This window comes from Rothia sp. P5766, assembly GCF_048513555.1.
Classification (GTDB): domain Bacteria; phylum Actinomycetota; class Actinomycetes; order Actinomycetales; family Micrococcaceae; genus Rothia.
In genome coordinates this window covers 61319-76169 of sequence record NZ_JBLXXS010000014.1, presented here as the reverse complement: position 1 = coordinate 76169, position 14851 = coordinate 61319, and the positions used below count along the sequence as shown (strand labels likewise).

The 14851-nt window shown below is 53.8% G+C and carries 10 protein-coding genes; 6 read left to right on the top strand and 4 right to left on the bottom strand.

Annotated elements, in window-relative coordinates; translation table 11 throughout:
- From ACN08V_RS08595 to ACN08V_RS08585, 3 genes are all read left to right on the top strand, one after another.
- A partial coding sequence (locus ACN08V_RS08595) for a hypothetical protein (RefSeq protein WP_419105258.1) occupies positions 1 to 527 on the top strand: 527 nt, incomplete at its 5' end.
- A gap of 158 nt (positions 528 to 685) precedes the next feature.
- Positions 686 to 2182 (top strand): MDR family MFS transporter, encoded by a 1497-nt coding sequence (locus ACN08V_RS08590; RefSeq protein WP_419105257.1) that lies wholly within the window; start codon positions 686 to 688, stop codon positions 2180 to 2182.
- Positions 2183 to 2192: 10 nt separating this feature from the next.
- A complete protein-coding gene (locus ACN08V_RS08585; protein WP_419100275.1) occupies positions 2193 to 3179 on the top strand; it encodes an aldo/keto reductase in 987 nt (328 codons plus the stop codon).
- A 25-nt stretch (positions 3180 to 3204) separates the two neighbouring features.
- Here ACN08V_RS08585 and ACN08V_RS08580 read toward each other — a convergent pair whose 3' ends face one another.
- Positions 3205 to 4149, bottom strand: coding sequence for an Ltp family lipoprotein (locus ACN08V_RS08580; RefSeq protein ID WP_419105256.1), 945 nt, complete (start codon positions 4147 to 4149; stop codon positions 3205 to 3207).
- Positions 4150 to 4571: 422 nt separating this feature from the next.
- Between ACN08V_RS08580 and ACN08V_RS08575 the strand changes: the two genes are divergently transcribed.
- Both ACN08V_RS08575 and ACN08V_RS08570 read left to right on the top strand, forming a co-directional pair.
- Positions 4572 to 5864: an adenylosuccinate synthase gene (locus tag ACN08V_RS08575; RefSeq protein ID WP_419105255.1), complete on the top strand. Its 1293-nt coding sequence runs from the start codon at positions 4572 to 4574 to the stop codon at positions 5862 to 5864.
- Positions 5865 to 9111: 3247 nt separating this feature from the next.
- A complete protein-coding gene (locus ACN08V_RS08570; protein WP_419105254.1) occupies positions 9112 to 10143 on the top strand; it encodes a magnesium and cobalt transport protein CorA in 1032 nt (343 codons plus the stop codon).
- Between the two features lie 10 nt (positions 10144 to 10153).
- Here the strand turns inward: ACN08V_RS08570 and ACN08V_RS08565 are convergent, their stop codons facing one another.
- The 3 genes from ACN08V_RS08565 to treR form a co-directional block, all read right to left on the bottom strand.
- Positions 10154 to 11674, bottom strand: coding sequence for an MFS transporter (locus ACN08V_RS08565; RefSeq protein WP_419105259.1), 1521 nt, complete (start codon positions 11672 to 11674; stop codon positions 10154 to 10156).
- A 124-nt stretch (positions 11675 to 11798) separates the two neighbouring features.
- Positions 11799 to 13454, bottom strand: coding sequence for an alpha,alpha-phosphotrehalase (locus ACN08V_RS08560; protein WP_419105253.1), 1656 nt, complete (start codon positions 13452 to 13454; stop codon positions 11799 to 11801).
- A 155-nt stretch (positions 13455 to 13609) separates the two neighbouring features.
- Positions 13610 to 14344 (bottom strand): trehalose operon repressor, encoded by a 735-nt coding sequence (gene treR, locus ACN08V_RS08555; RefSeq protein WP_419100267.1) that lies wholly within the window; start codon positions 14342 to 14344, stop codon positions 13610 to 13612.
- A gap of 187 nt (positions 14345 to 14531) precedes the next feature.
- Here treR and ACN08V_RS08550 point away from each other — a divergent pair, with 187 nt between their 5' ends.
- Entirely contained in the window at positions 14532 to 14708 is a 177-nt protein-coding gene (locus tag ACN08V_RS08550; protein WP_419105252.1) for a hypothetical protein, read from the top strand.
- Positions 14709 to 14851 lie beyond the last annotated feature (143 nt).

The following is a 14851-nucleotide window of genomic DNA, read 5'->3' as shown; positions in this document are numbered from 1 at the left end:
ACTTCACAGACCAGAGCAACGGTGAAGGCTGGTGCTTTGGCAACACCACCACCCTGACCCTAGATGCTTCCGCAGGTAGCGCAGGCTACGACGTTCAGTGCTACCTGGTGCCCGTGTGTGGCGATGGCTCACGCGCCAACACCCACGGTAACGCCGCCGAACGTTTCCGCTGCATCAGCCGTGGCTACTACAGCAGCGGCAATTTTTTTGCCGGTAACTGGACTAGCCCCTGTGACGTCAGCGGGCTTACTATGCCTTACGCCTTCGACGGTTGTAGCTCCGGGCCCTGCACCATCACCCTACCCCAGGGGTCCATCATGGTTCAGTCCAACAACGTCTGCTTCAGCAACACCCACGGGGTCGGCAAACTACAGATTAAAACAGCTAACCGTTGGTTTAGCTCCTGCCAAAGCTGGATCAAGGCTATCTGGGTTATCAGGAACAAGGCTACCGGCCACTGGCACGTACTAGATACCGTTGGTATTGCCGGTAACACCTGGCGTAGCGGTTACGACGGCAAGTTCTAAGGTTTTTCTACCTAGATACCCGCAGAAGGCGTTAGGGCTAGTGGCAAAAGCTACTAGCCCTAGCGTTTTTTCTTGTACCTACCTGACCTCAAGGTCAGCTGGCTGTGAGCAAGATTTTATAGCTAACTAGGTCATCCTTTAGGTAGGGTTAGTAGCCTATGCCTTCATCTCAGCCTGCCCAGAGCAACCCATCAGAACATCTAAGACCCCAGGCTAGTCCTCAGACTCAGTCGCTTGAACGTCATGAGTTCCTACTACTTGCCATCATGGTTCTGTCCGCTTTTGTTCTGATTCTCAATGAAACCCTACTGGGGGTGGCTCTTCCCAACATCATGGAAGACCTCAACATCGCGGCGGCAACTGCCCAATGGACCTCCACCGGCTTTATGCTCACCATGGCTGTGGTGACCCCCGCATCGGGCTTCATTATTTCCCGCTACTCCATTCGAGCGGTCTTCCTGGGAGCTATGGCCCTCTTCTCGCTAGGTACTCTGGTATCGGCTACAGCCCCCGGCATTGCTCTACTCCTGGTAGGGCGAGTGCTTCAGGCGGGCGGAACCGGCATCGTGATTCCCTTGCTGATGACCACCATGATGCGTCTGGTTGCACCCAGTAAAATCGGCCAGGCTATGGGCATCATCGGTATGGTCATTTCAGCGGCCCCTGCTGCTGGCCCCACCGTCTCTGGCCTGATTCTGAATGTTGCGAGCTGGCGTTGGCTTTTCTGGCTCATTCTGCCTATTGGTTTGATTGCCCTTGCTGTGGGTTCCCGCCTGGCACCTGCCGGTAAGCCCCAGGGCAAGAGCCAGCGTCTTGATCTGCTCTCCATTGTTCTATCTACCGCAGGCTTCGGTGGCCTGGTCTTGGGTCTCTCCTCGCTTGGCGGGGAATCAACCCACGGCGGTGCCCACCTGCCGGTTAGCCCCTGGCTGGTCATTGGTTTTGCCGCCGTCATTATCGCCGCTTTTGTGGTGCGCCAGATTAAGCTCCAAGAACGCGGCCCCTTCATGGACCTGCGTATCTTCAAGGCACGGCCTTTCACCCTCACCGTTATGATGAGTTCGGTGGGTATGGGTGTCATGCTGGGTACCGCTATCCTGATTCCGCTCTACACCGTGAACGTCCTGGGCCTGACCCCGCTGGAGACCGGTATGATGCTCCTTCCCGGTGGCCTGCTCATGGCCGTACTCAGTCCCTTTGTTGGCCGCCTGGCTGACCGTCTGGGCGCTCGTACCCTGGTGATCCCCGGTGCGGTTCTCTTTATCGCATCTATCTGGCTGATGAGCACCTTTAGCCAGGACACCGCTGTCTGGTACGTGGTAGCAACCTACATGCTCATGAGCTTCTCGCTACCCCTCATTAACACACCCATGATGTCGGTGGGCCTGGGGTCGCTCAACGGCGAACTGCAGGCTTTTGGCTCATCGGCTATGACTACCTTCCAGCAGGTTTCGGGCGCTGCAGCTACCGCCAGCTTTGTGGCCCTGCTCGAGCTAGGAAAAGCTACCAGCAAAAAGACCGATCTGGCCGCCTATATGGACGGTGTACACCTGGCCTTCTTCGCTGCCGCCTGCCTGTCACTGGTCTGCCTGGTCGTTGCTCTTCTGGTACCTGCGGGCAAGCAATCCACCGGAGCCGCACCCGCAGCCCGCTAAGGTAGAGGCTATGAGTATTGAATATCGCCAAGTGGGTAAGAGCGGGCTAACCGTATCAGCGGTCGGCCTGGGGTGTAACAACCTGGGACGCAGTAAAACCGCAACGGAAACACAGGCTGGCACTAACGCCGTCCTTGCCGCTGCTGTAGCCGAGGGCATCACCCTCTTCGATGTTGCCGATATCTACGGCGCCGAGCCCGGGGTTTCCGAGACCATGTTTGGCCGTGCCCTGCGTGAGACTGGGATAGACCGGGACGACATCGTGATTGTCAGCAAGTTCGGCATGGATATGGGCGGTGTGAATGGGCGCGACTACGGTGTGCGCGGGTCCCGCCGCTACATTATGCGCGCTGTTGAAGCGTCACTGACCCGCCTGGGCACAGACTATATTGATCTCTACTTCCATCACACCCCCGACCCCGCCACCCCGGTTGAGGAAACCCTCTCTGCTCTGGGTACCCTGATTGAGCAGGGCAAGGTGCGTTATATTGGCTCCTCTAACTACGCTGGCTGGCAACTAGCCCACGCTGAGCACCTAGGCCGCGCCTTGGGCCACCGTTATATAGCTGCTGAGAATCACTACAACCTACTGGACCGCAGGGCTGAACTGGAGGTTCTACCGGCAGCCCGCGAGTTCGGGCTGGGCCTGCTGCCCTACTTCCCCCTAGCTAACGGTCTCTTGACCGGTAAATACACCCGTACCCAAGCTCCTGCTGATGGCCGTTTGACTCGCATCAAGCCCGCCCTCTTAGAGGGCGCCAACTGGGGGCAGTTGGAGGCTTTCTCTGCTTTTGCCTCCGAGCGTGGTCTTACCGAGGTGCAGGTTGCCTTTAGCTGGCTGGCCCAGCAGAACCCGGTGGCGTCGGTAATCGCGGGAGCAACGAGCCAGGCACAGGTCAAAGCGAATGCGGCGGCCATCGTGACCCGTCTGAGTGACGTCGACCTGGCGCAACTCGACGCGATCTTCCCGGCACCTCCCAAGGTCGCGCTGTTCTAATCACGTCACAAGAGGGGCTTCCCGGTTAGAGGTGGTCGATAGCGTACTGGGCCTGTTCGGGGGTGAACTGTTCACCGTGCTTGCTGGTGAGCTGGTCGTAGAGACTGTCGGTGCTCATGTCCATCAGGTCCATGTAGCTCCGGGCTGACTCTAGTGCTTCGGCATTCCAGTCAACCTTGACCTGATCCACCGCGTACTGGGCCTGTTCGGGGGTGAACTGCTCACCGTATTCATTAGTGAGCTGGTCATAGAGCCCGGCATAGGAGAAGGACATGATGTCAATGTAGTTCTGTGCTGCTCCTAAGGCTTCGGCATTCCAGTCAACCTCCAGATTATCCAGAGCGTACTGGGCGGCCTCTGCCGAGTGCTTTCCGCCGTATTCACTGGTGAGCTGGTCGTAGAGCCCGGCGTAGGAGAAGTCCATAATTTTGACGTAATTGCGTGCTTCTGCCAGAGCGTTCTCGTAGCCGTCAGGGACGTTGCCCTTTGACTGTGATTCTGCCTTTGAGGGGGTTGTGGTTGTGCTTGGCTGAGCCGAAGATGAGGCAAGGCTGGAATCGGCGGGTTGCATGAGCGCCGGTGCTGACAGCGAAGATGAAGCGACGGGGGATTCTGCCTCAGTTTCGCTTGCTGGCTGTCTAGCTGCTGGCTGATGCGAAGCGGAGAGGACCGCTGTAACCAATAGTACGATGCCACAAATGACGGTGCCCAGAAAGGAAAGAACAATCGCCAGAATTGAGGTAACTCTTTCCTTTGATTTTTGGAAGAGACCTGCGATTCCGGCACCAAAGCCGGCGGGTAGCAGGATCCAGCCCAGGACCGAGGTTGCCGGAAAAATGCCGAAGATGAGCCCCGACACGGAAAGTGTAAGGGCTATAAGTCCTATGCGGTTTTTAGGTTTATGAGTCCCCGGTTGTGGGGGTGCTAGTTGGGGGAAATCTGGGGCGCTATTGGGGGGAAAGCTGCTCATGCTACCCATTCTAATTTATTAAAAATTACTGGGCGGTATTGCTTGGGGATTTATGGTGTTTGTGGTGGAATGGTGATTAGTTTTATGTGACTTGTAAAATTTACAATTTTTAAATAAATATAGAATATTTTACTTGTAAAACATCTTTCTTGGAGAATTGCGATGTCCTATGATTTTTTAGGCTTCGCATAATGGGTTCTGACCCACTGAGCGCTGTATGAGTCCCTGTATATAGGGTGCCTACCGAGGGAGCCTTCTACTTTTGTTCTTGCCAGAAAACCGCGCCGACCCTCTCAATACTGTGCCGCCTTGGTATTCTTAAAAACGGTGTGCTCTGCGCCAAACCGCATACACAGCTAGCTCAGCGCCACCCCACCGCCGTGAAACCCGGCAGGTGACACCTATTCAGGAGTAAGACTTTTATGCCAGCAATCGTGATTGTAGGCGCCCAGTGGGGCGACGAAGGTAAGGGCAAAGCAACCGACCTGCTTGGCGGTCGCGTTGACTATGTCGTCAAGCCCAACGGTGGCAACAATGCCGGGCACACCGTCGTCGTCAACGGCCAGAAGTTTGAGCTCAAGCTCCTTCCCGCCGGTATCCTCTCAGAAAACGCTGTCCCAGTGATCGGTAACGGTGTTGTGGTGAACCCCGAGGCCCTTTTTGAAGAAATTGACGGGCTTGAAGCGCGCGGGGCAGACACCTCCAAACTCAAGATTTCAGCCAACGCCCACCTGGTGGCTCCCTACCATCAGACCATGGATAAGGTGACCGAACGGTTCCTGGGCAAGCGTGCTATCGGTACCACCGGTCGCGGTATTGGCCCCACCTATATGGATAAGGTGGGCCGCCTGGGTATCCGTGTGCAGGATATTCTCGATGAATCTATCCTGCGTCAGAAGGTTGAAGGGGCCCTGCGCCAGAAGAACGAACTGCTGGTCAAGGTCTACAACCGCCGCCACGTTGAGGTCGAAGAGATCGTTGACTACTTCATGAGCTTCGCCGATCGGCTAGCACCTATGATTGTGGAATCAACCCAGCTCCTTAACAAGGCGCTGGATGAGGGTAAGACCCTGCTCATGGAGGGCGGCCAGGCCACCTTCCTGGACGTTGACCATGGCACCTACCCCTTCGTGACCTCATCGAACCCCACCGCAGGCGGCGCTTCGGTTGGTTCCGGTGTTGGCCCCACCCGCATTTCCCGCGTCATCGGTATTCAGAAGGCCTACACCACCCGCGTGGGTGCTGGACCCTTCCCCACAGAACTCTTTGACGAGATGGGCGAGTTCTTGCAGAAGACCGGTGGAGAGTTTGGGGTCAATACTGGCCGCCCCCGACGCTGTGGCTGGTATGATGCGGTGTTGGCTCGTCAGGCCGTACGCATTAACGGCTTTACCGACCTTTTCATCACCAAGCTGGATGTGCTCACCGGGTTGGAGAAAATTCCGGTCTGTGTGGCCTACGATGTGGACGGCGTTCGCTTTGATGAGATGCCTATGACTCAGTCGGACTTTCACCATGCAAAGCCTATTTATGAGTACTTTGACGGTTGGACTGAGGACATTACTGAGGCTAAGACTCTCCAAGAGCTGCCCGTCAATGCCCGTAGGTACCTAGAGAAGCTCGAAGAGATCTCTGGCTGTCGTATCTCGGCGATTGGTGTTGGCCCGGGCCGCGAGCAGACTATTGTGGTCCGCGATCTGATCGACGAAAGCTAATTTGGACTAACCCGTATGGAAGGTGAGGCCCGCTCCTAGTAGGGGAGCGGGCCTCACCTTTTAAGAGATTTGTTGACTTTTTCAAAGGACAACACCTCTAAATTTTTTTCTGACCGCGGTGGTTCAGTGACTGGCTAAAGTGGAATAATTCGGCGTAAGCCCGGTTGTGGTCGGCGATGGGACGGGTTATTGCTTAATTAATATCTGGCTTATCTTGCTTATTGGATTTGGCTATCCGCAGGTGCAGGGCTGTATATGAGAGCTGGGATAAGATCGTAGACCTTGAAAAGTTACCCAAATTTTTTTTTGAGGGTTTTAACTCTGTGGAGATCGCAGTGTCTTGGTTAGTTCCGCAAACTTGGAGGTTGGCTGTAGATTAATACTTACTTTTTAAAATATTTTATTAATATGTATATATTTGCGATTAGTGTAAATAATATTAAAACCGCAAGAAAAATTCCCACAGGGGTTTTTAGGTAAAAATATGAAAATCCTAAAAGTGCCACCAGGTAAAAAAGGGATCCGACTAGTAGAATTATTCTAGAGTATTTTTTACGACTCGTATATTTTTCTTTTAGAGACATGTTAAGCCTGCCATTCCTAGTGCTCCTAAAAAGGCTATGCCTGAGCCAATAGCTGTTAGATTTGTTGCCCCAAAAGTCTCGGGTAAGGCAATAATGCTGCCCGCAAAAACAAGCCCAGATCCCACAAGACCTATAACGCTAAGTATACACATGCCCCATTATAGTCAGGCGGCGAACCATCATCCTTCACCAAACGAATATCAGAATCAATCAGATCAGAAATATATATAGGCACACTGGCCCTATCCGTATCGCGTAGAAAGAGAGGGGCACCAGTTGCAGGGGGTGTTCAACATAAGCAGTTTACCCTCATGATGAATCTTCTCAACATGAATGTCAATTATTTTTTGTGTTTCGAAATATCACAAAATGGTTTCGATATTTCTACTTATTTTTCTTTTTGAATGTAAATAAATTAGAAAGAATCCTAATTCCATAAACCAGAAAAATTAAATAGGAAATTGCAATAAAAATAAATAGCATATAGAACACAAAAGATTTGTCGTTTTGAAAAAAGGGTATCAATGAAGTAGATAAAAATCCTATTATCCATGCAGATAGAAAAATTTTATAATCCCTCTTCATGGTTTTTTCGTCAATTCACTAATAATCCATACGAGCCCCATGAGCCCAAATCCTAGTGATGACCCTATATACCACATTCTATCTATAAATGATCCGGCTTCTACGCCGGGCAGAAAAATACCTCCCCGCTTCCCACTTTCCCGATCTGGATATACTCTTATTCGATATATAGAAAGTATTGTCCCCACTATAAAAGCCAATGCGCCGACTATAATTACTAGATTATTCATTACTACATACCCCTACTTTGCAGGCCAAAATTTACCATACGTACGAGACCAGCTCGCCCCAATACCAAACGTTACTCCTCCATATAAGTCGTTATCTCCCGGTTAATAGATACGGTTTAGGATGTCCATGTATGCTTTTTGCGCTCATTTCTTTCTTCTTACTCATGCGGGTCAGATTCCCTGACGGTATCTTGCTTTCTTCGCGCAAAAGCTTTCAAAACTTGATACCAAAAGATGATAAGAAAAACAATTGAAATTGCGATACTAATGAAGAACCATACTCCTTTGTCATGTGTGACCGGCGGAAGGAATACGCCAAAAATAGCAAAGCCAATCCACGAAGTGATAAATACGGGGCGGTTGACATGCTCGAATATATTAAACATAAGTATTTCCTTTGTTGCTTTCGTGCAATCAACGTATAGAAAAAGGTGAAAATAAAACATTTTTTATAAAGAGATTTTCTTTATTGCTAAATGAATGCCTCCGATAAATACAGCTTTAGGGGATCCAATATATAAAATTTTATCCGCAAGGGACCCTGGTGGGATTCCTGGAATGAATATTCCTTTTTGGTTTCTTACCCGTGAGGGTATTTAATTATTCGGTAGATACTAAAGGAATCTCCTAGTAGGGCAAAAAACATTCAAAAAATACATCAACACTATTGATCGGTATCATTTCACTCCCCAGTCCCATGAAAAACTTTGAGAACACCCTACTCCAACACCGAATAAAAACCCATTGGAGGTTGGTCCAGGGCTTCCATCGATAGGTACCTGCATTCCGCTCTTCCAACCTCATCCGTACGCGGCCTGGCAAGAACTATTATATGCTGTGCTGTACTCAGGAGTTGGGTCCCCGGAGGTTCTTCCAATAAATGTATCAGCGCTAAGCTCCCCACCAGCACCTAATTCAAGACCCAATGATACATCATCGTCGTTATCTGAACTAGTGATATTAAAAGAGAAACAAATAGCTCCACATAGGCCAAAACTAAATTGCCAGGCATCCCTACCTGCGCAGCCACCTGCTCTACCACCGCCCGACGTAAATTAATGAACCTGTTCACCGCCTTCACATCCGCAGGTGTCTTGTGGACTTTACTGTCTCTGACTAAAATGACTAGGCCTAGCTCGATATAACCCTTAGCAGCCAAGATAGATGAATCCGGCCCCCGGTCCAGCCCATGATGCTTAAAAGTGCGCGAATCATGCTTGGCCCTGGGTATAGGGTCAGTGATAGTCAAGAGTTCCCCCCCCCGGGGGCAAATGACATGATGGTTGAACCAGCCTGTTTGCCCTTACAGAAGAAGTTTTGTTGTACCTTGGGAGCACCAATTCCAAGGAGGAATCAGGGTTCTGCCAATCGCCAAAGGCCCCGTGTTTTGAGTGAGCTGGTTTAAGGGTGGATTGAGCGGGGAAAGAGATTTTGAGGCGCTTTCTTAATGCTGTTGATGGTCCGCGCGATGGTGGGGTGAGAGGTGTCGAAGAGTTCAGTAGGGAGCTCTTCAGTGAGATTGCGCCGGTGGTAGGTTAGCGGGGCTTTGAGGGCTTGGGCGAGGGTGAATGCTGGTGGTTGGCTGCTTGGTTTTGCCCAGATGCTGGGGTGGTGTGGTGAATTGTTGAGGTGTGAGTCCTCTTGCGCGCTGGTGGAGTAATGGTTCTTTCGGTGGGTTTGAGATTATTTGTGATGATTTATCCTCATTGATTGTCATTTGCTGGTGCCGTTATCTAGTTGGTGGGTATGGGGTGTGTTCCTACTTTTGAATAAGCCTCATGGCACCCCTCAGGCTGAGTTACCCGGCAAGTTCATGTCGGTGGGGCAGGCTCCTATAGCATGGTGAGCATGGCTCTTCTCCTCAGCAAAATTGTGCGCGCCAATGGCGACATCGAAGAATACGGCACCCTGAAAGACTTCGCGGAGCTTCAACCACAGGTGGGCGACCGTACATTTGTTGGCCTTCTTGAGGCCAGTCACCAGGATTTAGAGGTTCTGGCGGCTCTCTTTGACCTCCACCCGCTGGCTATTGAAGACTCAGAGCACGGCCACCAGCGCGCCAAAATAGAGCGCTACGGCGACACTTACTTCCTGGTTCTGCGGTCCATCGTCTACCTGGACGACACCGAGGAGCTTCGGCTGGGGGAGACCCACCTCTTCGTTGGTCCTCACTTTATGATTTGGTTGGTCAAAGACTCACTGCGGTCAGCCGAGAAAACCCGTGCCGCCATGAACCAGAACTTTAATGAGCTGGTAATGCAGACTTGCGCCACCAGTGCCCAGACCATGTTTTTCTTGCACGGAGTCCTGGATAGCCTGGTTGATAGCTACTACCCGGTCATAGACGGGCTAGAAAATGATGGGGACGAAATCGAAGACACCCTCTTCTCTTCCGGCGGGGAAGCCTCCGAAATCTCCCAACGCATTTACGGCCTGCTCAACGAGGTAGCTGACTTCAAACGCGCGGTAAAACCCCTGGTGCCCATGCTGGATCTGCTCATGGGCCGCCTCCGCCTGATGGAAACAACCGGTCGCACCACCGGAACCGAAGAGGGTGTAGAGCTCATTCGCCTCTTCCGCGACGTCCACGACCATGTCCTACAGATTAACGAACGGGTCGATGACCTAAAAGCATCGCTTGAAAATGCTCTGGCTGTTAACTCCACCATTGTTGCCGAACGGCAGAACGATGACATGAAGCGTATCTCTGCCTGGGCGGCGATCCTGGTCGTCCCAACGGTCATTGGGTCTATCTATGGAATGAACTTTGATGAGATGCCAGAGTTACACTGGGCCTGGGGCTACCCTGCCTCTTTGGGGCTCATGGCCCTTGTCTCCCTGATCCTCTGGGTGGTCTTCCGCAAGAAGGGCTGGCTCTAGCCCTCGGCCTTTACCTAGGGTCTGTCCGTAGGGTCTGAGTTACTAGCACAATACACAGGAGCATGAGCACACCACCGATCCCGGCGGTATAGAGAACACCCGCGTCAAAGGCCTGCTGGGCTGACTCTAGGAGCGCGCTACCGGCCTGCCCGCCAACCTGATCCGCCACGGCAACGGCACCGCCCAGGGTTTCGCGGGCCAGTGCGGCATCAGGCTCACTGACACCTGCGGGTATGACAAGGTGGGCGAGATAGGCGGCATTGAGGATAGAACCCAGAACCGCGATACCGAGCACAGCCCCGCTTTCGTAGGCGGTTTCAGAGATAGCGGAGGCGGCCCCCGCTTTTTCAGGCGGGACTGCTGACATGATGATGTCGTTGGTCAGGGTCTCAGCGAAACCTATGCCGGTTCCTAACAGGGCGAAAGCGATCAGGATACTGGTGTCCGAGCCGGTGTGGGCGGTGAGCATGACCAGTGCGAAGGCTATCACCATGAGGCCCAGAGCCATGCAAATCATGACCCAGAGCCGCACGAACTTGACCAGGTAGACCACCACCAGGCCCGCGATAACGGAGAGCGCCAGACCGGGGAGCAGAACCAGGGATGCTTGGAGCGGGGAGAGCCCGCTCACCAGTTGCAGGTGCTGGGAAACGAAGTAGAGGAAGCCGACCAGGGAAAATACCGTCATAAGGTTAGTCAGTGCCGCCCCGGTAAACCGCTTGTTGGTGAAGAGCCTCACGTCCAGCATGGGATTCGTGCGGGTTAGCTGGCGGCGGGTAAAGATGAACCCGCAGAGCAGGGCCAGGATGAGCATACAGGCGGTGAGTAGGTCCAGGCCCTTGTGGGCAAAGTGCTTGATGGCGTAGACGGCCGGGGTCATGGTGGTCATAATGAGCACGATGCTGAGCGGGTCTATGGCACCGGGGTTGGGGTCCTTGGAATTGGGGATGAGCCAGGGCCCGAGGATGAGCAGGGGCAGCATAATGGGCAGGGCTATGAGGAAGATGGAACCCCACCAGTAGTGCTCAAGCAGGATTCCGCCGGTGATGGGCCCAAGGGCCGCGCCGGCGGCGTAGCCAGATGCCCAGATAGCAATGGCTGTGCGCCGTTCGGTGGCATCGGTGAAGATGTTACGGATAATGGAGAGGGTGGAGGGCATGAGGAGTGCCCCGAAAACAGCCATTCCTGCGCGGGCGGCGATCAGCCATTCTGCGCTGGGGGCAAAGGCTGCTACGGCTGATACGAGGGTGAAACCTGCACTGCCTATCAGGAGCATGGTGCGGCGCCCGTAGCGGTCGCTGAGACTTCCTGCTGGTATGAGTAGGCCGGAGAGCACCAGGGCGTAGCTGTCGTTAATCCAGAGAAGCTGGGGGCCTGTGGGTGTTAGGTGGGCGGAGATTTCGGGCAGGGCGAAGGAGAGCACCGTGTTATCGATGGAGACCAGGAGGACCGGGAGCATGAGTACAGCGAGTGCTACCCACCTGCGGGGGTAGGGGTGCGCTGAGGGTGAGCGGTCTGGTAGGGCGGCCATTTGGCCGGTGACGGGGTGCATGCCTGCTCTTTCGCGGTGGCGGGCTACCTGGGGTCGGTATCATCGGTAGCGTGTAGCTTCTGGCCTAGAGCAGAGCCACAGCGCCTATTTTACCGTGGAAGGTTTAGTCCACCAGTACCGCTACGGTTTCGTAGGGGCGCAGGGTCAGTCGGCCTTCTGCGGTGGTGAGGTCAGGGCAATTCTTGTAATTACAGACCAGCACCTTCCCCGCCGCGAATTCTGCGGCTAGCTCTACAGCGGTATCTGCCCCGTAGAAGTTGCAGAGCACCAGTAGCTTCTGCCCTTGATATTCGCGGATAAACCCGTAGACGCTCTGGTGCTCGCGGGCAAAAGGCTCGTAGCTTCCCTCCGCAATCAGCGGCATCTGGTGGCGCAGCTCAACCAGGCGGCGGTAGAAAGGCAGAATCTTGCCCTCTGCCTCCTGCCGCTCCACACTCATGAGGGCCTGGGAGGTGGGGCGTAACCAAGGCTGGACGTCGCTAAATCCAGCAAACTCAGAAGCATCCCACTGCATGGGGGTGCGAGAATTATCCCGCGACTTAGAAGCCACAACACGGAAAGCCTGCTCGGAGCTCAGCCCCCTATCCACCAGCGTACGGTAGGCCTTGTGGGACTCAATATCTACATAGTCGTCCATAGATTCATAGGCAGGGTCGATCATGCCGATTTCCTCGCCCTGGTAGATGTAGGGGGTGCCCCGGCCCAGGTGGATAGCGGCGGCCAACATGGTCGCTGATTCTTCCCGGTACAGCCCTGGATCGCCAAAGCGGTTGATAGCGCGCGGCTGGTCATGGTTATTCCAGAAAAGGGCCTGCCAGCCCCCACCCGCTTGAATACCGACTGACCAGTCGGTCAGCACCCCCTTAAGGGCCATAAAATCGAAGGGTACATCTGACCACTTCTCACCCCGGTCATAGTCCACTTTCAGGTGGTGGAAGGAGAAAACCATGTCCAGCTCCCGGCTGTCGGGCCGGGTGTAGCGCACGCTGTTCTCGATGGTGGTGGAGGACATCTCGCCCACGGTAAGCAGCCCCGGGGTGTCCCCGAAGGTCTGCTGGTTGAGTTCCTTAACCCAGGTGTGTACCTGTTCTGTGTCGGTGTAGAGCAGTTTCTCATTCTCGCCGGGGGTGGCATTACGCAGTACCTCGCTCTTGCCGATGACATTGAGAACGTCAAAGCGGAAGCCCCGCACGCCCTTGCTCTTCCAGAAGTTCACAACCCGGTGCAGTTCAGCCCGAACCTGCGGGTTGTGCCAGTTCAGGTCAGCCTGGGTGGTGTCGTAGAGGTGCAGGTAGTAGAGGTCGGTGCCCCCGAAAGGTGACCAGGCAGGCCCGCCGAACTTTGATTCCCAGGTGGTCGGCAGGCTCCCGTCGGGCTGGGCCGGGCGCAGGTAGAAGTAGTCCCGGTACTTTTGTTCACCGGCCAGTGCCCGCTGGAACCATTCGTGCTCCGTAGAGACATGATTGAGCACCATATCGACCATGACCCCGATACCGTATTCACCGAGGGCAGCTACCAGTTCCTGAAAGTCCTCCATGGTGCCCATATCCGGGTCTATGCGGTAGTAATCGGCAATGTCGTAGCCGTTATCGTTCTGGGGTGACACATAAAAAGGGTTGAGCCAGACCATATCGACCCCCAGCGAGGCAATATAGGGAACCTTCTCAAGTACACCGCGCATATCCCCCACACCGTTACCGCTCGAATCGCGGTAGGACTTGGGGTAGACCTGGTAGATAACCTGATCATGAAAGCTCATGGTGCGCTGCTCCGTTGTGTGGGTTCCGGTAGTCGTCTGGCTAGCTGGTTCTGTGCATAGATAGCAGAAAGGGGGCATGACAGCCTGCTGGCTGGCACACCCCACTCTACCTGTCTGACAGGTTGCCCTGTTTGGGTTATAAGAGATTTGGAACTTTATTCAGAAACTGGAATTCCCCGGCGCCGGTGGGCGAAGTCCAGGTAGCGGAACTTATCTGCCCGGTGACGAGAAATGGTGTACTGAAAGGCCGTGCCGTCGTCCAATGCGGTAATGGACGTTGTCACCGCAACGTATTCCCCAGCGTGCAGATTCAGGTACTTGGCATCGTTGGGTGTAGCCGGCTCAACCGTGATCTGCCTTGACGCTGAGGCGATGTTCAGCCCCAGCTCCTGCTCAAAATAAGTGTAGAGCGAGTCCCTGGCTACCTCCCCCGATATATTGGGAACAACAGCTTTGACAATATAGTCATGGTCAATAATCGCCGGTGCGCCATCCATGTGGCGTACACGCATCACATGGGTAACTGGCACCTGCTCAACAGTGCCTTCTGCCAGTGCCTGGAAGGGAACCGGAGGCAACACAGCATCTTCTAGCTTAATAAGCTCGGTGAGTGTGCTGCGGCTAGCTGACTCAGCAAATTCCTTATAGCTCAACAACGATGAAACGGGTATGGAGTACCGTTTGTGATCAACCACCAGCGAACCCTTCCCCATAATGCGCTGGATATATCCCCGGTCAACCAGAATAGCCAGGGCTTTGCGAACGGTCTCACGGGATACCTGATAGCGCTCAGTCAGCTTCATCTCACTGGGCAACAAATCCCCGACACCGTATTTACCCTCATCAATGTCACGAGCCAAATCGTGGTAGATACGTTCAAATTTTCCCATTGGGTTCCCCTAAATAACATGTGCGATAGCACTCTGTGCCAAATAAAGTGAGAGCTTTTACACGGCGGTCGTGTTTCCCTATAGTCTAGGGGGCTTATCCAGGGTTTTCGAGGGAACCACCCATAAATAAATGTCACACGTTTGATGGGAATCTGAACTGAAGGAGTAGAGAAAAGTATTCCTAGGTTTGACCTACTGGAACAGTGGTTTGAGCGAGCAACCCCAAGGGGTCTGTCTAGCGCGAAAGGCACCTGCCTGGCGCGGGGTGCGCTTCGAGCCTCTGGCCCATGAAATGCAAGAGAACCAGCCAGATGATGCCTACCTCAAAGAAGCGGAGGGCTGGCAGAGCGATCCATGGAGTTAGCAGAAGTTCGAGGGGGAGAAGTCCGGTGGGCGACGCCTGAATACTACGGTTGGCCGCGAGCAGGCGGTGCGTCGCCCTGTGCTTGCCGTGAGTAACTCTTCCTAGACAAGGCTTATTCAACAAAATCTGGGGAGAAAAACCTA